Origin of the sequence: Listeria sp. ILCC797 (assembly GCF_900186185.1) — a bacterium.
In the GTDB taxonomy this organism is placed as follows: domain Bacteria; phylum Bacillota; class Bacilli; order Lactobacillales; family Listeriaceae; genus Listeria; species Listeria goaensis.
Genome location: NZ_FYBS01000001.1, coordinates 307,653 through 328,808, shown reverse-complemented (window position 1 = coordinate 328,808; position 21,156 = coordinate 307,653). Strand labels below are relative to the sequence as shown.

Genomic DNA, 21,156 nt, shown 5'->3' with positions numbered 1-21,156 from the left:
AGAAGAACGTTCATGACAATTCAGTGGTTCCCCGGTCATATGGCGAAAGCACGTAGAGAAGTGACCGAGAAATTAAAATTAGTAGATGTGATTTTCGAGCTTGTGGATGCCAGAATTCCTCTATCCTCATCGAATCCAATGCTTGAAGAAATAATCCACCAGAAAAAACGCGTCATTATCTTAAATAAAGCGGACGCAGCAGATGAAAAAGTAACGAAGGAATGGGTGGCCTACTTTAAAGAAAAAGGTTTAAAAGCAGTTCCGGTCAATGCACAGCAAGGAAAAAATCTTCATGCAATCGAACGCGCAGCCGAAGAGCTTATGGCGGAAAAATTCGCACGTCAAAAGGAGCGAGGAATGCGACCGAGAGCTATTCGTGCCATGATTTTAGGAATCCCCAATGTAGGTAAATCCACGCTTATAAATCGCCTAGCAAAAAAAAATATTGCTAAGACGGGTAATAAACCGGGCGTTACGAAAGCACAACAATGGATAAAAGTGGGCAAAACGCTTGAACTGCTTGATACGCCAGGCATTCTTTGGCCAAAATTTGAAGACCAAGAAGTAGGATTTAAATTAGCGCTGACAGGTGCGATTAAAGATGACATTTTAAACATGGAAGAAATCGCTTTATATGGCATTCACTTTTTAGAAGCTCATTACCCTGTGAGATTAAAGGAATGGCTGGATTTTGTAAATGCTTCGGATGATACAGAAATATTAGCCCAAATTGCTAGCAAGCACGGCTACTTCGATAAATATCGCGATCCAGATTATGGACGCGCGGCAGAGTGGCTAGTACGGGAAATTAGGCAACAAAAAGCCGGTAAAATCTCTTTTGATTTACCAGAATTAGGTGACACAAATTGAGCTATTCGATAAGCGAGATAAAACAGATTATAAGCGGAATTAATACAGAAAAGGAACTCTCCCCTTTTATTCAAGATGAGCGAAAAGGGGTTCAAAAGCTTGTTGAGAATGCACGTAAACGGATGGAAAAAGCATATCTTCTTCAGGAAAAAATGCGTGAGATGCAAATTTTTGAAAATGAAGCATATCAAAAAGGTTTTCGCTATGTTGCGGGCGTTGATGAAGTTGGTCGTGGTCCACTTGCGGGGCCTGTTGTTGCGGCGGCTGTCATTTTGCCAGACGATTTTAATGTGCTTGGAATTAATGATTCTAAGCAACTTAATGAAGCAAAACGAGAAGCTTTTTTTGATGAAATTAAAGAAAATGCTATTGCCTATCATGTTGGAATCGTGCCGCATTCGATTATCGATGAAGTCAATATTTATGAGGCGACTAAAATAGCGATGAATGAGGCATTAGACGGTTTAGCTCCAGCGCCTGATTTTACATTAATTGATGCGATGCCGCTAAAACGTTCGCCTGATGAATTATCAATTATTAAAGGTGACAGCAAGAGTATTTCGATTGCGGCTGCTTCAATTTTAGCTAAAGTTACGCGTGACCGTTTAATGAGGGAGTATGACGAGAGATATCCGGGCTATGATTTTGCTCATAATATGGGATACGGAACGAAAAAGCATTTAGAAGGTTTAGCAAGTATTGGACCTTGTCCGATTCATCGAAAGACATTTGCACCAGTAAAATTGTATCTTTAAGTTAAAAGCAGTTTGAAACTAGTTAAATAGATTTTGAAAAGAGTATTTCTATGTAGAACTACTCTTTTTTTGCGTTTTAAAAATGCTATTTTCGCGATTTGCTAAATCATGGCTTCTGCGTAAAATAGAGAAAAAGGAGGTTACGATATGGATTTACTTGAAAAAAATACTTGGCAGGAGTTGCTATATTTACCTGCTACTCTTCGAGCAAGAATTTGGCAATACTGTTTAGATAAAGATTGTTTCCAATATGAAGAGCGGGAATTTCATACATTATTTTTAGATGGAGAAGAGGAGCTAGAGGTAGCAGATGTGACGACAGAACTTTCTGCGTTTGAAGAGTCAGGAGGTCAATTTCTATTTTATTTTGATGATGACTATCCAGCTCAACTACGGGAAATTCAAAATGCACCGCCAATTCTCTTAATTTACGGAGAGGTGTCATTACTCTCTGAACCATCTATTTCGGTTATCGGGACGCATAAAATGAGACACTACGGGAGAGCTGTTACTAAATTTTTAACAAAAGGACTTTGCAAACAAAATATGGTAGTTGTAACGGGGATCCTCCATGGTGTTGAAGAAACTGCTGCGAGGAGCGTTTTAAAGGTGGATGGCAATTTAATTTGCGTATTACCTTCTGGCTTCAACGTACCGTATCCACTAAACAATCAGGAATTATTTGAAAGAATCAAAGCTCTGGGGAATGTTTTAGTCAGCGAATATTTGCCAAATCAACAAGCAAGAAAAAATTTTTTTGAAGAACGCAGTAGAATTATGAGTGGGTTAACGAAGGGAGTTCTTATAACAGAAGCGGAAGAAAAAAGTGGTTCGCTTGTGACGGCAAGCTATGCGCTCGAGCAGAATAGAGAAATTTTTGTGGTTCCAGGAAATATTTTTGCAACAGGTTCTGGAGGAACGAATGGCTTAATTTCAGAAGGTGCGAAACTTGTATCACAGTCCATGCATATAATAGAAGAAATTAACTAAATATGGAAAAATTATAACTAAATGAAGTGATTTGGCTTGCAATTCCTGTTTTTTTGATATAAGTTTGCTTAAGAATGGTTGAAAAATAGCATGATTTCAAAAGATGGATTGACAAAAGTTTTTGAAAGAGCTATTATTGACTACTGAATTGTATATCAATTTAGAAGAAAGCAAACGATTAGCGAGGCAGAAAATAAGAAAGTATTATTTAGCCCGCTCATTTGACCCAAATCAGGGAGGAAAAGCCAATGGCGGATTATTTAGTTATCGTAGAATCACCAGCAAAAGCAAAGACAATAGAAAAGTATTTAGGTAAAAAATTCCAAGTAAAAGCATCTATGGGACACGTACGCGACTTACCAAAAAGTCAGATGGGTGTTGATGTAGACCATGATTTTGAACCACGTTATATTACAATTCGCGGGAAAGGTCCCGTTTTAAAAGAATTAAAACAAGCAGCTAAGAAGGCAAAAAAAGTTTATCTCGCGGCCGATCCAGATCGCGAAGGGGAAGCAATTGCATGGCACTTAGCGAATAGCCTTGAACTTGATCAGACTGACGATTTACGAGTGGTTTTTAATGAAATTACAAAAGATGCAGTTAAGGAGTCTTTTAAAAATCCACGAAAAATTGATATGGACTTAGTAGATGCACAACAAGCAAGACGTATTTTAGATCGTTTAGTTGGCTATAATATTAGTCCAATTTTATGGAAGAAAGTGAAGAAAGGTTTGAGTGCTGGACGTGTTCAATCAGTGGCACTCCGTCTTATCATTGATAGAGAAAAGGAAATTAATAACTTTAAACCAGAAGAGTATTGGACGATTGATGGCAATTTTAAAAAAGGAAAAAAAGCTTTCCAAGCTAACTTTTATGGTGTAAATGGTAAGAAGAAGAAACTTAGTAATGCTGCTGATGTAAAAGAAATTATGGGACAAATCAAAGGCAAAACTTTTGAAGTTATTGACGTTACTAAGAAAGAACGTCTTCGTAATCCAGCAGCGCCTTTCACTACTTCCTCACTACAACAAGAAGCCGCTCGGAAACTTAATTTTAGAACTCGTAAAACCATGATGCTTGCGCAACAACTTTATGAAGGTATTGCACTTGGTAGACAAGGAACAGTGGGACTAATAACATATATGCGTACGGACTCAACTAGGATTTCTGATACGGCAACGGGTGAAGCTAATTCATTTATTAAGAATACTTATGGAAATGAGTTTGCTAGAAGCCAAAAGCGGAATGATAAAAACCAAAAAGGTTCTCAAGATGCTCATGAAGCGATTCGACCAACAAGTGTTTTACGAACACCACAAGAAATGAAAGAATATTTGAGTCGCGATCAACTCAGACTTTATAAATTAATTTGGGAACGATTTGTTGCAAGCCAAATGACACCGGCTGTATTAGATACAATGCGAGTTGATTTAGACAATAACGGTGTTACGTTTAGAGCAAACGGTTCAAAAATCAAATTTGCTGGTTTTATGAAAGTTTATGTTGAAAGTAACGATGACAATAAAGAAGAAAAAGAAAATATTCTTCCAGATTTGGAAAAAGGCGATAAAGTGAATTACGAAACGCTTGAACAGCGTCAACATTTTACTCAGCCACCTCCGCGCTATACAGAGGCAAGACTTGTTAAGACGCTTGAAGAAATAGGAATTGGGCGTCCATCAACTTATTCGCCTACCTTAGATACTATTCAGCGTAGAAACTATGTATCGCTTACGAATAAACGTTTCATGCCAACCGAACTCGGTGAGATTGTAAATGAGTTAATTGAAGAGTATTTTCCTGAGATTTTGAATGTTAGTTTTACGGCGAACATGGAGTCGGAACTGGATGAAGTGGAACATGGGAAACAGCAGTGGGTTCGCGTCATTGATGAATTTTATAAGAGTTTTGAACCTAATGTTGAACGCGCCGATAAAGAAATGGAAAAAATTGAGATTAAAGATGAACCTGCTGGAATTGACTGTGATGTTTGCGGAGCTCCTATGGTTTACAAAATGGGCAAATATGGTAAGTTTCTCGCTTGTAGTCGTTTTCCTGATTGCCGTAATACCAAACCAATTGTAAAAGAAATTGGTGTTACTTGTCCGAAATGTAAAAAAGGGCACGTGATTGAACGTAAGAGTAAGAAAAAACGTATTTTTTACGGCTGTGATCGTTACCCTGAATGTGACTATGTATCGTGGGATAAACCTGTTGAACGTCCGTGTCCAAAATGCGGAGAGCAAGCTTTAATTGAGAAGAAACTGAAAAAAGGTATTCAAATTCAATGTACAAATTGTGATTATAAAGAAGAAACGCAAAAATAGTAGGGTAGAGCCAACTTCAATAGTGAGGTTGGCTCGTCCATCTGTTTATAGGCTTATGGAAGGGGAATTTTCGTTTTGGAAAAAAGAGTAAATGTTATTGGAGCAGGGCTTGCTGGAAGTGAAGCAGCGTGGCAACTTGTGAAAAGAGGAATTGCAGTTGATTTGTATGAGATGCGACCAGTAAAACAAACTCCAGCTCATCATACTGATAAATTCGCAGAACTTGTGTGTACCAATTCACTTCGCGCTAATGGTCTAACAAATGCTGTAGGAGTCATTAAAGAAGAAATGCGCATGTTGGATTCTATTATTATTGAATCGGCTGACCGAGCTTCAGTTCCAGCGGGGGGAGCACTTGCGGTTGATCGTCATGAATTTTCTGGTTATATTACGGACAAAGTGAAAAACCACCCTCTTGTAACTGTCCATCTTGAAGAAGTGACAGATATTCCTGAAGGGACAACAATTATAGCAACAGGCCCTTTAACGAGTGAAGCTTTAGCGGAAAAGATACAAAACCTTACTGGAGAAGACTATTTGTATTTTTATGATGCAGCAGCTCCGATAATTGAAAAAGACAGTATTGACATGGATAAAGTTTACTTGAAATCGCGCTATGATAAAGGTGAGGCTGCTTACTTAAATTGTCCGATGACAGAAGAAGAGTTCCATGCATTTTATGAGGCACTTGTGACTGCTGAAACGGCTGAACTGAAAAAGTTTGAAAAAGAAGTGTTTTTTGAGGGTTGTATGCCAATTGAAGTCATGGCAAAACGTGGGATTAAAACAATGCTTTTCGGGCCTCTAAAACCGGTTGGGTTAGAAAACCCGAAAACAGGTAAACGACCATATGCTGTTCTACAATTGCGCCAAGATGATGCAGCAGGAACGCTTTATAATATGGTGGGCTTCCAAACGCATCTTAAGTGGGGCGAACAGAAACGCGTTTTTGGACTTATTCCGGGGCTAGAGAATGCAGAAATCGTTCGTTATGGCGTCATGCATCGAAATACATTTATCAATTCTCCAAAAGCGATGAAAAATACTTATCAACTTAAAACACGTGAAAATCTATTTTTCGCTGGACAGATGACAGGGGTTGAGGGTTACGTGGAATCTGCTGCTAGTGGGTTAGCGGCAGGAATTAATGCGGCGCAATATGTACTAGGCAATGAGTTAGTAGAATTCCCAGCTGAAAGTGCGATAGGCAGTCTTGCGCATTACATTACGAATGCGAATACTAAAACTTTCCAACCTATGAATGTTAACTTCGGTTTGTTTCCTGAACTGCCAGAAAAAGTTAGAGCAAAACAAGAACGAAATGAACAACTGGCTAATCGAGCATTAAATGCTATAAAAAAGGTTGCAGAAGTACTGGAAAACAACTATAATAAATTAGGCTGAACGTAAAGTTCAGCCTTTGTTTTAGTCTTTCTTTTCAGAAAACGCAACTTTAATTTTTTGAATTGTTCCGCATCTAATGGAAAATGTTTGCGATTTAAAGTTGAGTTTGTTAAATTGAAGGGGATTCTAGTTTAATTGGAAATGTTGCGAAAAATGCGTGAAATTATTGCAACTTGTTATTCCTTATGATACTATGGTAGTGTTTGAAAGGTGTGAATATCGTGAAAGAACAGCAAATTCTGGAGATGTTTATGACATATATCCAAAATGAGCGAAATTATTCAGACAATACTGTAGTAGCTTACCATGATGATATCTTGGATTTTCAAACTTTTTTGAATCAGCAGCATATTTTGAATTATCAGGATGTTGACTACTTGTTGATTCGATTGTATTTAACTGAACTTAAGAGGGAAGAGTATTCAAGAAGTTCAGTTTCAAGGAAGATCTCTAGTTTGCGTAGCTTCTACAATTTTATGTTGCGCGAAGAGTTTGTGAGTACGAACCCATTTACGTATGTTTCACATGCAAAGAGCGAGTTAAGGCTTCCAAAGTTTTTCTACAATGAAGAAATGGAAGCTCTATTTCAAGTTGTATACGAGAATGATGAAGCGCTTACACTGCGAAATCGTGTTATCCTTGAACTTCTATATGGAACAGGGATACGTGTGTCAGAAAGTGCTGATATTCAGATGAACGATATTGATCGAGCCTATCAAGCCATTTTAATTAGGGGAAAAGGAAATAAAGAAAGGTATGTGCCATTTGGTTCTTTTTTTGAAGATGCGATGCAAGAATATTTGAATAAAGGGCGAAAAGTTCTCATGAAGCAGCACCAAAAAGAACATAATTTTTTGCTGATCAATCATTATGGCGATCCGTTGACAGCAAGAGGTATTCGTTATGCGCTAACGAAAGTGATAGAAAAGGCATCACTAACAAGAAAAATTCATCCACATATGTTGCGTCATACGTTTGCAACGGATTTACTTAATAATGGGGCGGATATGCGTACCGTTCAGGAGTTATTAGGTCATGCTAGTCTTTCTTCCACGCAAATATATACACACGTTACGAAGGAACATTTGAAAGCAACCTATATGAAACATCATCCAAGAGCATAAAAAATAGGAGGCGAAAACGATGGAGATGCATGCAACAACGATATTTGCAGTTCAACATAATGGAAAAGCTGCAATGGCAGGAGATGGTCAAGTGACACTTGGCGAATCGGTTATTATGAAGCATAATGCTAGAAAAGTAAGACGATTATTTCATGATAAAGTAATTGCTGGATTTGCAGGTTCTGTCGCCGATGCTTTTACATTATTTGAGAAATTTGAAGGTAAGTTAAATGAATATGGTGGCAATTTAGAACGCGCTTCCGTGGAACTTGCCAAACAATGGCGCAGCGATAATGTTCTGCGCAAATTGGAAGCGATGCTTATTGTAATGGATCAAGATACTTTGTTGTTAGTTTCTGGCACTGGAGAAGTTATTGAACCAGACGATGGCATTCTGGCGATTGGATCAGGTGGAAATTATGCACTTAGTGCGGGTCGAGCTTTAAAACGATATAGCAGGGAGCATATGGAAGCAAAGGAAATTGCGAAGCACGCGTTAGAAATTGCTTCTGAAATCTGTGTTTTCACAAATGACCACATTATTGTTGAAGAGCTATGAAGGAGTGATAGATGGTGAATAGTCAAGATACGGTAAGTTTAACCCCGCGACAAATTGTTGAACGACTTGATCAATACATTATCGGTCAAAATGGCGCCAAGAAATCAGTTGCGGTTGCGCTTAGAAATCGCTATCGTCGTATGATGATGGACGAAGAAATGCGGGATGAAATCATTCCTAAAAACATTCTGATGATTGGCCCAACAGGCGTTGGAAAGACGGAAATTGCGCGGCGGATTGCTAAAATTGTTCGAGCTCCTTTTACAAAAGTTGAAGCAACAAAATTTACTGAGGTAGGGTACGTTGGTCGTGATGTTGAATCGATGGTACGTGATTTAGTTGAGGTGTCGGTTCGCTTGGTAAAAGAAGAGAAGATGCAATTGGTGCGTTTTAAAGCAGAAGAAAATGCAGAGAAACGTATTGCGAAGTTGCTTGCGCCGTCTCAGAAGAAAAAACAGCAGACAGTTCAGAATCCCTTTGAAGCGCTTTTTCAAGGGGCTGCGCCTAATCAGGACGAGCAAGAAATTGTCGATGATGAGCTAAAAGAAAAGCGTAATAAACTAGAGTATCGCATTAAAACTGGCGAGCTTGATGATGAGGTCGTTACAGTTGAAGTGGCTGAACAACAAAATCAAATGTTTGATATGTTTAAAGGAAGCGGCATGGATCAAATGGCGGGCATGCAAGACGCTTTTTCAGGGCTTTTCCCTAAGAAGAAAAAGAAACGCAAAGTAACAGTGAAAGAAGCGAAGAAAATTCTTTTTGAGGATGAAGCAACGAAATTGATTGATCAAGAAGAAGTTTCTTCTGAGGGCATTCGCCGTGCTGAACAGATGGGGATTATTTTTATAGATGAAATTGATAAAGTGGCAAGCCAAAATGGTGGCGGCAATGCTCAAGTTTCTCGTGAAGGTGTACAACGAGATATTTTACCTATCGTTGAGGGGTCGCAAATTGCGACAAAGTATGGTACGGTAAACACAGAATTTATTTTGTTCATTGCAGCTGGGGCCTTTCATATTTCGAAGCCGTCTGATTTAATACCCGAACTTCAAGGTCGTTTCCCAATTCGCATTGAACTTGATAAGCTTTCGCAAGAGGACTTCATCAAGATTTTAACGGAGCCAGACAATGCGCTGATTAAACAATACCGGGCTTTACTTAAAGCAGAAAATATTGATTTAATTTTTACAAAAGAAGCAGTGGAAAGATTGGCTGAAATTGCCTTTCAAGTTAACCAGGAATCTGATAATATTGGAGCAAGAAGGTTACATACAATCTTAGAAAAATTGCTCGAGGATTTGCTTTTTGAAGCACCCGATATTACACTGGATTCTGTTACAGTCACGGAAAGTTATGTTAATGAAAAACTAGAAGCAATTATGCAAAGTAAGGATTTAACACAATTTATTTTATAAATTTTAGGAGGATCTAATAATGACTTTATTAGAAAAAACAAGAAAAATTAATGCAATGTTACAAAATGCGGCAGGAAAAACAGTGAACTTTAAAGAAATGGCAGATACATTGAGCGATGTGATTGAAGCAAACACATACATTGTAAGTCGTAAAGGTAAACTTTTAGGATATTCTGAAATTTTGCCAATTGAAAACGAACGTATGAAGCAAATGCTTACTGAGCGTCAATTCCCTGAAGAATATACGCAAAGCTTATTTAATGTGAATGAAACGTCTGCAAACCTTGAAGTTTCCAGTCAATATACAGCTTTCCCAATTGAAAATAGCGATTTATTCACGAAAGGATTAACTACGATTGTACCTGTTGTCGGCGGAGGAGAACGTCTTGGTACGCTAATTCTTTCTCGTTTAGAAAATAAATTTACAGACGATGACTTGCTTTTAGCAGAATATGGTAGCACAGTTGTAGGTATGGAAATTTTACATGAGAAAGCAGAAGAAATTGAAGAAGAAGCGCGTAGCCGTGCGGTTGTACAAATGGCTATCAGCTCCCTTTCTTACAGTGAGTTAGAAGCAATTGAACATATTTTTGATGAATTAAACGGTAAAGAAGGCTTGCTAGTAGCATCTAAAATCGCTGACCGAGTTGGCATTACGCGTTCTGTAATCGTTAATGCACTTCGTAAATTAGAAAGTGCGGGCGTTATTGATTCCCGTTCACTTGGTATGAAAGGTACATTCATTCGCGTATTAAATGACAAATTCTTAGTAGAGCTGGAAAAATTAAAAAATAACTAAGTGATTAGACTGATGAACGCCGAAGCAGGCTGTTTGTCATCAGTCTTGAAAGCTCTCACATCTTGTGGGAGCTTTTTCCATCTTAATAGTTTCTGTTTTGATTGGAAATTTGCTAAAATGGTATGGAAGACTGGTTTTTGGGGAGGTAAATTATGACTTTTACGGAAACGGAAATTGAAGTTCGCTATGCCGAAACTGATCAAATGGGTGTAGTCTATCATGCGAACTATTTAATCTGGATGGAATTAGGAAGAACGCGCTTTATTGAAAGTTTAGGCTTGCGTTATTTTGATATGGAACAGCTTGGTTACTTATCGCCGGTCATTGATGTCGCCATTCATTACGGGAAGCCACTTCGCTACGGGCAAAATGCGATTGTTAAAACTTGGCTATCGGAATATGACGGCGTGCGTGTTACTTACGGATATGAAATTCGTTATGCGGAATCAGGCGAGATTGCGATTACTGGTGAAACGAAACATGTTTGTGTGACGAAGGATGGCTTTAAACCAGTGGCTTTAAAACGCGTGTTAAAAGACTGGCATGAGAAGTATGCACGGGCTATCGAAGGGGCGGAATAATATGGCATTTGGTGTAAAACGTGCTGAATTGACTGCTTTTAAAGATAAAGCAATGCGCGGCGAAATTGCCATTTTAACGCACTACTGGCTAGATGAGCGTTTTCCAAATTCGAAGACGGTCACTAAAGTGGCTAGTTCGGATTTAAATGTGTTGAAGGCATGGGGGAAGAAGTACCAATTGCCGGAAGCGTATATTGATTTTGGGCACGATAATTTACCACATTTTGACTTGTTTGGGGAAATTCAACTTGCGGTTTTAAAAAATGAAGCGAAGTGGGATCAGATTGACAGGTTCCACTTGGAGGGAGAAAAACATGATTAAACTTGAGAATGATACAATGCTTATCGAACTTAAGGAAGCGGGAGCAGAGCTTACAAAAATTTATAACAAACAAACGCAGCTAGACTATTTGTGGAATGCGGATACCGCATTTTGGGGACGTCATGCCCCTATTTTATTCCCAACAGTGGGTCGGCTTGTAGAGGACACCTATTTTGTCGACGGGGAGGCGTTCCATCTGCCCCAGCACGGCTTTGCGCGTGACCGCGAGTTTAAAGTGGTCGAGCTTTTGCGAGATAAGTGCGTTTTAGAGCTTTCTGCGGATGAAAAATCGAGGTTGGTGTATCCGTATGCGTTTCATTTGACGGTCAGCTATACGCTGCTTGAAGACGGCGTGCATGTTGAGTATCAAGTTGAAAACACGGATGAAAAACGAATTTACTTTTCAATTGGTGCGCATCCAGCGTTTAATCTCCCACTTGTTCGTGGAACGACGTTTGATGATTATTATTTGGATTTCCATGCGAAAGAAGAGCTCGAGTCGTTGCAACTGGAAGGGCCATATCGGTCTGGCAAGTTAAAACGTGTGACGGCGGAAGAAACGATGGAGCTGCCAATTAATTATGAGCTGTTTGCCAATGATGCCTTGATTTTTGAGGGGCTTAAAGAGAATAAAATCGCGATTCGTTCTAAAAAACACGCGCATTTTGTTCAAGTTGATTTTCCGAATTTTCCTTTCGTCGGTATTTGGACGGCGAGAGACGGCACACCGTTCTTATGTATTGAACCGTGGTACGGAATTGCTGATGGCGTAGGAAGTCCAGTTGAACTCCGTGATAAAGCGGGAATTGAACAGCTTGAACCAGAAGCAATTTTCACAGCGAACTATACCATTCAAGTAGGGTAACTAAAAACCCGCCAAGATTATTCTTGGCGGGTTTTTTACATCCATGTAATTTTCGGTTCGGTTCCTTCTTTGATGCGTTTAATATTGGCCCGGTGGCGCCAGATGATGAAAATGGCGAGCGCTGTAATAAGGCCGATTAAGATAGGGTCTCCCAAAAATAACGAAATAACAAAGGCCGCAGCGGCCGCAATCATCGAACTAAGTGATACGTATTTACTGATTTTAAGGGTTAAAAGAAATACTAGGACGGCCAAGACGAATAAAATTGGCGCGTAGGCTAAAACGACCCCAGCCGATGTTGCAACGGCTTTTCCTCCCCGAAAACTTGCGAAAATTGGAAAGCTATGACCAAGAATCGCGCATACACCTGTGAGTAGCATGTAATGGTGGTCGATGTTAGGGAGAAAAAAGAATGGAAGTAACGTGGCGATGGTTCCTTTTAAGATGTCCATCACGGTTACGACGATGCCTGGTTTTAAGCCTAAGACGCGAAATGAGTTGGTGGCGCCCAAGTTGCCACTGCCGTGTTCGCGAATGTCTTTTTTGTAGAATAGTTTTCCAATCCATAAACCAGAAGGAATGGAGCCGATTAAATAGGCAAGGACAGACAATAAAATTAGTTTTGTAAGCATGCGAAAACTCCTCTTTTTAAACTCATATTAAGAATTATAGCATAAAAAAATTGTGATTTGGTGAAAAATCGTTCTGTTCTTTACATTCGCGCAAGATAGCGATAAAATAAGGAATGAGGCACTTTTTAAAAAGGAGCGATTTGGATGTATCATTCGACAAAAGAAGCGCGCGATAAAATTTTAAAAGAAGCTAAAACCATTGCGGTAGTTGGACTAAGCGATAAACCAGAACGTACGAGTTATCAAGTTTCAAAAATCATGCAAGAAGCTGGATATAAAATTATTCCAGTTAACCCTAAGGCGGATAAAATTCTTGGTGAGAAAGCTGTAGCACGTTTAGCAGATATTAAAGAACCTGTTGACATTGTTAATGTTTTCAGACGTTCTGAATTTTTGCCGGATATTGCGCGTGAATTTTTAGAAATCGATGCTAATGTATTTTGGGCACAGCTTGGTATTCAAAATGAAGAAGCATATGAACTCCTCAAACAAACGCATCCAGTGGTCATGGATTATTGTATAAAAATTGCTTACCGAGAGCTAGCTGAATGAAAAGACATAAAGCAGGTTCAAAAAAAGAGCCTGTTTTTTCGCGGTTTGAGAAAGATGCTTTCCATTTTCAAAAGATAATGCTATTCTGTTAGGGTAGCTGTTTAAGGACTGCTTGATAATTTAAGGGATATGCACGAAAGGAGTTAAGAATAGATGCCTAAAAATGTTTACAATGATGATTCTATTCAAGTTTTAGAAGGGTTAGATGCAGTTCGAAAACGTCCAGCCATGTATATTGGATCGACTGATGTTAGAGGCTTACATCACCTTGTTTATGAGATTGTCGATAATTCGGTCGATGAAGCTTTAGCTGGGTTCGGCCATGAAATCAAAGTTATCCTTCATGATGACGGGAGCGTCAGCGTAACGGATAAGGGGCGCGGCATGCCAGTGGGGATGCATAAAACGGGGAAACCGACCGTTGAAGTGATTTTAACCGTTCTTCACGCGGGAGGAAAATTTGGTCAAGAGGGCGGATATAAAACAAGCGGGGGCTTGCATGGTGTTGGATCTTCCGTAGTTAACGCGCTTTCGGAATGGTTAAAAGTGACAATTTGTCGCGACGGCGCTATGTATGAACAGAATTTCATTCGTGGCGGTAAGCCTGATGGTACGCTTCGAAAAATCGGAAAATCAAAAGAGACGGGTACAACCATCCGTTTTAAACCAGATGAAAGTATTTTTCCTGTGACTTCTTTTAACTATGAAACACTTTCAGAGCGCTTGCGCGAATCGGCGTTTTTGCTTAAAGGAATGCGCATTGAACTTATCGACGAGCGTGTTGGTATGGGCGAGGCGTTCCATTTTGAGGAAGGTGTGAAAAACTTCGTTGAATATATCAATGAAGGGAAAGATGTTTTGCATCCGGTTGTTTCTTTTGAAGGAGAAAGCGGCACGATTGAAATGGAAATGGCGTTTCAATTTAATGATGGCTACTCGGAAAATATTTTAAGTTTCGTTAATAATGTGCGTACAAAAGGCGCTGGGACACATGAATCGGGCATGAAAGCTGCGATGACGCGCGTCTTTAATGAATATGCGAAACGCGTTGGTATTTTAAAAGAAAAAGATAAGAATTTAGAGGGCAGTGACATTCGTGAAGGCTTGTCGGCGGTACTTTCGATTCGGGTTCCAGAAAATCTGCTGCAATTTGAAGGGCAAACGAAAGAAAAACTGGGGACGGCAGAAGCACGTCCTGCGGTTGATGCCGTCGTAGCAGAGCACTTAGCCTACTTTTTAGCGGAGAACCCTGATACAAGTAGCCTTCTTGTGAAAAAGGCTGTGAAAGCACGTGAGGCGCGCGAGGCGGCGCGTAAAGCGCGGGAGGAAACACGGAATGGGAAAAAACGGAAACGTTCGGAAACATTGCTTTCTGGTAAACTTACGCCTGCCCAGTCGCGTAACCCTAACAAAAATGAACTGTATTTAGTCGAAGGTGATTCGGCTGGAGGTTCTGCAAAACAAGGTCGTGACAGAAGATTCCAAGCGATTTTGCCACTTCGAGGAAAAGTAATTAATACGGAAAAAGCGAAATTACAAGATATTATGAAAAATGAAGAAATCAATACAATCATCCATACTGTGGGTGCTGGAGTAGGTTCGGAATTTGAAGTAGAAGATTGTAATTATGATAAGATTGTAATCATGACCGATGCCGACACGGACGGCGCGCACATTCAAGTGCTGCTCCTGACGTTTTTCTATCGTTACATGAAGCCGCTTGTTGAAGCGGGTAAAGTCTACATCGCGCTTCCGCCATTATATAAAGTAAGTAAAGGTTCTGGGAAAAAGGAAGTTGTCGAATACGCCTGGACAGATGACGAGCTGGACAGCTGTATTAAAAAAATTGGTAAAGGCTACATGATTCAGCGCTACAAAGGGCTTGGTGAAATGAATGCCGACCAATTGTGGGAAACGACGATGAATCCAGAGTCACGGACATTGATTCGCGTCCGCATTGAAGATGCCGCTCGAGCTGAGAGACGAGTAGCTACACTGATGGGCGATAAAGTAGAACCGAGACGGAAATGGATTGAAAATAACGTTGAGTTTAGTTTAGAAGACGATCAAAGTATTCTTGAAAATGAAAATATGATCAGTCAGGAGGTGCGGGAAGTTTGAGTACACCAGAACAACATATTCAAGACTTAGCGCTTGAAGAAGTAATGGGTGACCGCTTCGGTCGTTATAGTAAATACATCATTCAAGAACGTGCGCTTCCTGATGCGCGTGACGGCTTAAAACCTGTACAGCGCCGGATTTTATTTGCGATGAATGAAGAAGGGAATACAGCAGAAAAAGGTTTCCGAAAATCGGCCAAAACAGTCGGTAATGTTATCGGGAATTACCATCCACACGGAGATACGTCCGTTTATGATGCAATGGTTCGAATGAGTCAAGATTGGAAAGTGCGAAATGCGCTCATTGAAATGCATGGTAATAATGGTAGCGTGGACGGCGACCCGCCTGCTGCGATGCGTTATACGGAGGCGCGTTTATCGCCGATTTCTGCGGAACTTCTTCGGGATATTGAAAAGGAAACGGTTGATTTTGTTCCAAACTTTGATGATACATCAAGTGAGCCGACAGTTTTACCTGCGCGCTTTCCTAATTTGCTTGTTAATGGTTCAACGGGGATTTCAGCCGGGTATGCGACAGACATACCGCCGCACAATTTAACGGAAATTATTGATGCGGTCATTAAACGACTGGATCGCCCAGATTGCGACTTAGATGCGCTTCTTAAAATTGTCAAAGGACCTGATTTTCCAACTGGGGGAATCATTCAAGGGGCAGAAGGCATTAAGAAGGCGTATGAAACGGGGAAAGGCCGAGTTGTTGTGCGTTCTAAGACGGAGATTGAAGATATTCGTGGTGGACGCAAACAAATTACGATTCATGAAATTCCTTATGAAATTAATAAAGCGAATTTAGTGAAACGAATTGATGAACTTCGCATTGAAAAGAAAATTGAAGGTATTTCGGAAGTGCGCGATGAAACGGACCGTACGGGTCTAAGAATTGCAATTGAACTGAAGAAAGATGCTAATGCTGAGGGCGTACTTAATTACTTATTTAAAAATACGGACTTGCAAGTGAGTTATAATTTTAATATGGTGGCGATTCATAATAAACGGCCAGTCTTAATGGGGCTTACCCAATTATTAGATGCCTATATCGCGCACCAGAAAGAGATTATTACAAAACGATCGGAATTCGACATTCGGAAGGCGCGAGCAAGGCAACATATTTTAGACGGTTTAATCAAAGCCTTGTCGATTTTAGATGAAGTGATTAAGCTGATTCGTGGGTCGAAGGACAAACGTGATGCGAAACTGAATCTTGAGAAGCGCTACGAGTTTAGTGAGAAGCAAGCAGAGGCGATTGTGTCCTTGCAACTTTATCGTTTGACGAATACGGATATTACGGAACTTCGCATGGAAGCGGAAGAACTGACTAAAAAAATCGCGATTTTAGAGCGGATTTTAGGGAGTTCGGATGCGCTTGTTGGCGTTTTAAAAGAAGAGCTTACGGAAATTAAGAAGACGTATAAAACGCCGCGTTTAACGGAAGTGCAGGCGGAAATTTCCGAAATTAAAATTGATACGGAAGTGCTTGTGGCGAGTGAAGATGTTGTTGTGTCTGTTACGAAAGAAGGCTATGTGAAGCGTACAAGCATGCGCTCTTATGCGGCTTCAAACGGGCTTGAGCTTGCGATGAAAGAAGCCGACCATCCTATATTTATTGAAAAAGTAAATACGATGGATACGATTCTACTCTTTACGAATAAAGGGAATTACATTTATCGTCCGGTGCACGAGCTCCCAGAAATTCGCTGGAAAAATATTGGGGACCATATTAGTCATTTAGCGACGGATATTAGTCAAGGTGAGGAAATTATCGCGGCGAAAGTTGTACATGCGTTTGACGAAGCACACTACTTCTTGTTTATAACGAAGAACGGGATGATTAAGTCGTCCCTTATGACGAACTACAAACCACAACGCTACTCGAAATCAATGATGGCGATTAAGCTGAAAGATAGCGATGAACTGCTTGCTGTATCGCTTATTGCGAATACAGAAGATGTCTTTTTGGCAACAAAATTTGGTTATGGTTTGCGTTACAATGTAAGTGAAGTACCGGATTCTGGGGCGCGTACTGCCGGGGTTAAAGCGATTAATTTAAAAGCGGGCGATGAAGTCATTGGCGGTTTTGTGATTACGCCTGATGAAACGAGAAATATGATTCTTGTTACGCAACGTGGGTCACTGAAACAAATGAAACTTTCGGAATTCGAACCGATTACACGTGCGAAACGCGGTTTAATTATGCTGCGGGAATTGAAATCGAATCCGCACCGTTTTGTGGCGCTGCTTTTAGCTGGTGCAGAAGACAAACTTGTGATTGAAACAAATAAAGAACAGCTTGTTGAATTAGATGCTGCCAACCTGCGACTCACGGATCGCTATTCAAATGGTTCGTTTGTTCTTGATGAAGCGATGGAAGGACAGCCAGTTGATATGTGGACGTTAATTCCAGAAATTACGGATAGCGAAACACCAGAATCTTAAACAATAAGGAGCTGAAAAACGTGTCTGAAAAAATGAATGTGGAAAGTTTTAATTTGGACCATACAAAAGTAAAAGCGCCATATGTAAGGCTCGCAGGAACAAAAACGGGCTATCATGGCGATGAAATTTATAAGTATGATGTCCGGTTTAAGCAACCGAATAAGGCGCATATGGAAATGCCAGCACTTCATTCGCTGGAGCATTTAATGGCGGAACTAGCTCGAAATCATACGGATAAAATTGTCGATATTAGTCCAATGGGCTGTCAAACGGGCTTTTATGTATCACTTATTAATCATGATGATTTTGATGATGTGTTGCGCATTTTAGAGGCGACACTAAACGACGTTTTAGAAGCGACTGAGGTTCCTGCGTGTAATGAAGTCCAGTGTGGCTTTGCAGCTAGCCATAGCTTGTCTGGCGCGCAAGAATTGGCACGCGAATTTTTAAGTGAAAAAGATACTTGGGCAGATGTTTTCGCATAATAAAGAAAAGAGGTTCCGAATTCGGAACCTCTTTATTTTTTCATTGCGTTAAGCGCTAAATTAACGTAGGCTTGGGAGCCGGATTTTGTAAGATGTACGCCATCAGAACCAAAATAGTTATTGTGGTTTACGGCGACTGAATACCAGTCAATGACAGTGACATTCTCGCGACTAGATGCATTTTGAATGGACTGGTTGACTTCTGATTCCCAACCGCGCGGGACGCGTGTGTTGACAAGATAAACATCGGCCTGATTGAAGCGGTCTAAAAGCTTGTTTAGTTGGGCTTCGGTGAATGGACCATTTGTACCAAGTTCAATTAAAACGGCGCTTCCTTTAGTGTTGAATTTTTTATAGCTGTAAGACACATCAATCGCATCAACGAGCTGTCGACCAATTTTCCCATCAATCGTCACATTGGGTATGGCTTCTTTTAAATAGGGCTCAATGTCAATCATAATCGAGTCGCCTAATGCTAACGTCTGGGTGTATGTGTATTTTTTCGGAGGAATAGGGGTTGTTGCTTTTTTCGGTTCCTCTTTTTGCTCGGGTTTTTGTTGTGTATTTGGTTGTTTTTCTTCATGTTTACTTTCCGTCTTTTCATTGTTTGTGGACGTTTTTACTTCAGTGACGGTCCGTTCTGCCTGCGTTTTGATGGGAAGAATGCCAGACATGCCTATTGCAAAAATCCCGATGGAAAGAACGAGTGCTGATATAGCTGCCCAAAGTCCGATTGGTTTATTTTTAATCACGGCGTAATTTTTGTGCTTAAAGCCTTTCATGTAAGCGATAAAGCCTTTTTTACGAATAGGTGTTTCGACAAATCGGAAGGAAAGTTCTGCGATGATGAACGTAGCAGTCACTTGGAAAAACGCACGCAGTAAGCTCGGTTGACCGATTTCTGTGACAGGAGTTGTCAGCGTAATAATCGGGTAATGCCACAAGTAGATACCGTATGATCTAGTTCCAATCCAGCGTAGCGGTCTAAAACTAAACAATCTGCTTAAATAACAAGAAGGGTGGGCAATAGCTGCAATCATAAGAACACCGAGAATCGCAACAAGCAGTAGTCCTCCGCGGTATAAAAATGGTTGATATTCGTTCATTGTGTAGACGAGTATGCAGAATAAAACAATGCTTATCGTTCCCGAAATATTTAAAGCAAGTTTACTTTGCCGCGGTATTTTTGGACTTAAACGATTAAACGGCCAAACAAAGGCTAAAGCACAGCCAATAAGGAGGTCGAATAAACGTGTATCAGTGCCGTAATAAACTCGACTTGGGTCGCTTCCAGGAGTGTAAAGCACAGCCATTAAAATCGCGGATAAAAGTGCGATGATTAAAATGATGCGCAGCAACCACTTCGGATTTTTAATCCATTTTAAGAAACCGTATAAAAATAGTGGCCAAACTAAGTAAAACTGTTCTTCAATGGCAAGTGACCATAAGTTTTTAAGCGGGGAAGGTAAGCCAAATGAGTCAAAATACGACACATTATGAAAAATAAACCACCAATTGCTCATATAAAAAAAGGAAGCAATGGCATCACCGCGTAAAGTAGTAAGTAATTCGCGATTGAATAAAACAGCAAAAATCACAACAACAATTATCATCAAGTATGCGGCAGGAATTAGACGCCTAAAACGCCGCAACCAAAATTCTTTTAAGTGAATCGTATTTTCATTTTCCCACTGTGTAAGAAGAATGTTTGTAATTAAATATCCAGAAAGTACAAAAAATATATCAACGCCGATAAAACCGCCTTGCGCCCATGAAAAGTTTAAGTGATAGGCAATAACAGCTAGGACAGCAAGTGCACGAAGTCCATCAATACTCGGAACATATTTTCTACTGTATCGAGCTGTTCTCTTCAAAATAACATCTCCTATTAATGTCATATCTTTGTTTGTTTCTTGAAGTCATGTACAATAATAACATACAAATATACCACTGTAACGCAGAAAAACGCGTCTTTAGAGAATTTTAATAAATTTGAGCCATTTGGAATAGTAAAAAAGAAAGGAGTGTTGGCATATGCTTGAAATCTATGCACATCGAGGTAGTTCCGGCACATTTCCAGAAAATACCATTCCCGCTTTTCAAAACGCCTTACTTTCGGGGTGCGACGGGGTTGAATTTGACGTGCAACTCACAAAAGATGCAGTCCCAGTCGTCATCCATGATGAAAAAGTTGACCGCACAACAAACGGTACCGGCTACGTAAAAGACATGACCTATAAAGAACTACAAGCACTTTGGATTAAAACGGGCGGGGTGGACGCGTCAACTTTGCGCGTGCCTAGACTAGACGAAGTACTAAACGTATTTGAAAACAGCCATATGCGTTTAAATATCGAACTTAAAACGGATAAATTTTCATATACGGGCATTGAAGAAATTGTGTGGCAAAAAACGAAAGATAATCCGCGGATAATTTTTTCTTCCTTCAATATGAAAACCCTCCAAAACATGCGCGCTTTAAGCGATTCAGTTGAACTTGCTTTTATTTGTTACAAGGAAAATGAAGCAGACGAAGCGCTCCTTGACGCGTATCAAATTCAGTCGTTGCATTTTTCTAAGCGAGCATTTCCAGTGAGAAAAACAAATCGTAAATTGCGGTACTGGACGGTAAATCAGACGGCGGAGATGGAAACCTTCCTTTTAGCCCAAGTAGCAGGTATTTTCACAGATTTCCCAAGTGACGCCGTACAGCTTCGTGAGCGGCTCAAACAAAAAAGTTTGCTTTCCAAAGAGGATTCGGTATAATGGAAGTAAGTTAATACGAAACAGTCTAATGATATGAGAGGGACTACAAACGGCGAGCGCAATCGCTATGTTTGTAGTCCCTTTTTCTATCAAAATGTTTAAAAAACGCTCGAAGTGGAAAAAGCCGAGTAGT

The 21,156-nt window shown here is 40.1% G+C and carries 19 protein-coding genes; 17 read left to right on the top strand and 2 right to left on the bottom strand.

Annotation, left to right across the window (positions count from 1 at the left end):
• Positions 1-12 precede the first annotated feature (12 nt).
• The 12 genes from ylqF to BN1609_RS01500 all read left to right on the top strand — a co-directional run bounded on the left by ylqF (position 13) and on the right by BN1609_RS01500 (position 12,014).
• The gene (gene ylqF / locus BN1609_RS01555; protein WP_088808746.1) at positions 13-870 is read left to right on the top strand and encodes a ribosome biogenesis GTPase YlqF; all 858 of its coding nucleotides are present in this window, start codon (positions 13-15) and stop codon (positions 868-870) included.
• The gene (locus BN1609_RS01550) at positions 867-1,625 is read left to right on the top strand and encodes a ribonuclease HII (protein ID WP_088815183.1); all 759 of its coding nucleotides are present in this window, start codon (positions 867-869) and stop codon (positions 1,623-1,625) included. Before ylqF ends, BN1609_RS01550 begins: the two co-directional genes overlap by 4 nt.
• A gap of 147 nt (positions 1,626-1,772) precedes the next feature.
• On the top strand, positions 1,773-2,615 hold the full coding sequence (dprA, locus tag BN1609_RS01545) for a DNA-processing protein DprA (RefSeq protein ID WP_088815184.1): 843 nt from the start codon (positions 1,773-1,775) through the stop codon (positions 2,613-2,615).
• Positions 2,616-2,863: 248 nt separating this feature from the next.
• Entirely contained in the window at positions 2,864-4,942 is a 2,079-nt protein-coding gene (gene topA / locus BN1609_RS01540) for a type I DNA topoisomerase (RefSeq protein ID WP_088808749.1), read from the top strand.
• Positions 4,943-5,017: 75 nt separating this feature from the next.
• Positions 5,018-6,346: an FADH(2)-oxidizing methylenetetrahydrofolate--tRNA-(uracil(54)-C(5))-methyltransferase TrmFO gene (trmFO, locus tag BN1609_RS01535; RefSeq protein WP_088838717.1), complete on the top strand. Its 1,329-nt coding sequence runs from the start codon at positions 5,018-5,020 to the stop codon at positions 6,344-6,346.
• A gap of 218 nt (positions 6,347-6,564) precedes the next feature.
• A complete protein-coding gene (xerC, locus tag BN1609_RS01530; RefSeq protein WP_088825320.1) occupies positions 6,565-7,470 on the top strand; it encodes a tyrosine recombinase XerC in 906 nt (301 codons plus the stop codon).
• Positions 7,471-7,489: 19 nt separating this feature from the next.
• Positions 7,490-8,029 (top strand): ATP-dependent protease subunit HslV, encoded by a 540-nt coding sequence (hslV, locus tag BN1609_RS01525; RefSeq protein WP_088840442.1) that lies wholly within the window; start codon positions 7,490-7,492, stop codon positions 8,027-8,029.
• A gap of 11 nt (positions 8,030-8,040) precedes the next feature.
• Entirely contained in the window at positions 8,041-9,447 is a 1,407-nt protein-coding gene (gene hslU, locus BN1609_RS01520; protein ID WP_088825260.1) for an HslU--HslV peptidase ATPase subunit, read from the top strand.
• 19 nt (positions 9,448-9,466) lie between these two features.
• A complete protein-coding gene (codY, locus tag BN1609_RS01515) occupies positions 9,467-10,246 on the top strand; it encodes a GTP-sensing pleiotropic transcriptional regulator CodY (protein WP_088808753.1) in 780 nt (259 codons plus the stop codon).
• Between the two features lie 152 nt (positions 10,247-10,398).
• Positions 10,399-10,827, top strand: a complete 429-nt coding sequence (locus tag BN1609_RS01510; RefSeq protein WP_088808754.1) for a thioesterase family protein — start codon at positions 10,399-10,401, stop codon at positions 10,825-10,827.
• Position 10,828: 1 nt separating this feature from the next.
• Entirely contained in the window at positions 10,829-11,149 is a 321-nt protein-coding gene (locus BN1609_RS01505; protein ID WP_088808755.1) for a hypothetical protein, read from the top strand.
• The gene (locus BN1609_RS01500) at positions 11,142-12,014 is read left to right on the top strand and encodes an aldose 1-epimerase family protein (protein WP_088840441.1); all 873 of its coding nucleotides are present in this window, start codon (positions 11,142-11,144) and stop codon (positions 12,012-12,014) included. Before BN1609_RS01505 ends, BN1609_RS01500 begins: the two co-directional genes overlap by 8 nt.
• A 35-nt stretch (positions 12,015-12,049) precedes the next feature.
• Here BN1609_RS01500 and plsY read toward each other — a convergent pair whose 3' ends face one another.
• Positions 12,050-12,646, bottom strand: coding sequence for a glycerol-3-phosphate 1-O-acyltransferase PlsY (plsY, locus tag BN1609_RS01495; RefSeq protein ID WP_088808757.1), 597 nt, complete (start codon positions 12,644-12,646; stop codon positions 12,050-12,052).
• A gap of 144 nt (positions 12,647-12,790) precedes the next feature.
• Here plsY and BN1609_RS01490 point away from each other — a divergent pair, with 144 nt between their 5' ends.
• The 4 genes from BN1609_RS01490 to BN1609_RS01475 all read left to right on the top strand — a co-directional run bounded on the left by BN1609_RS01490 (position 12,791) and on the right by BN1609_RS01475 (position 18,257).
• Positions 12,791-13,198, top strand: coding sequence for a CoA-binding protein (locus BN1609_RS01490; RefSeq protein WP_088808758.1), 408 nt, complete (start codon positions 12,791-12,793; stop codon positions 13,196-13,198).
• Between the two features lie 153 nt (positions 13,199-13,351).
• Positions 13,352-15,319 carry a DNA topoisomerase IV subunit B gene (gene parE, locus BN1609_RS01485; RefSeq protein ID WP_088808759.1) on the top strand — a complete coding sequence of 656 codons (1,968 nt, stop codon included), beginning with the start codon at positions 13,352-13,354 and terminating at the stop codon, positions 15,317-15,319.
• Complete coding sequence (parC, locus tag BN1609_RS01480; RefSeq protein ID WP_088840440.1) at positions 15,316-17,772, top strand: DNA topoisomerase IV subunit A; 2,457 nt, start codon at positions 15,316-15,318, stop codon at positions 17,770-17,772. The genes parE and parC overlap by 4 nt, the downstream gene beginning before the upstream one ends.
• 20 nt (positions 17,773-17,792) lie before the next feature.
• A complete protein-coding gene (locus tag BN1609_RS01475) occupies positions 17,793-18,257 on the top strand; it encodes an S-ribosylhomocysteine lyase (RefSeq protein WP_088808761.1) in 465 nt (154 codons plus the stop codon).
• 32 nt (positions 18,258-18,289) lie between these two features.
• Here BN1609_RS01475 and BN1609_RS01470 read toward each other — a convergent pair whose 3' ends face one another.
• Positions 18,290-20,131 carry an acyltransferase family protein gene (locus tag BN1609_RS01470; RefSeq protein WP_088840439.1) on the bottom strand — a complete coding sequence of 614 codons (1,842 nt, stop codon included), beginning with the start codon at positions 20,129-20,131 and terminating at the stop codon, positions 18,290-18,292.
• A 160-nt stretch (positions 20,132-20,291) separates the two neighbouring features.
• On the opposite strand from BN1609_RS01470, the gene BN1609_RS01465 reads away from it, so the two are divergent.
• Entirely contained in the window at positions 20,292-21,023 is a 732-nt protein-coding gene (locus tag BN1609_RS01465; protein ID WP_088840438.1) for a glycerophosphodiester phosphodiesterase family protein, read from the top strand.
• Positions 21,024-21,156: the final 133 nt, after the last annotated feature.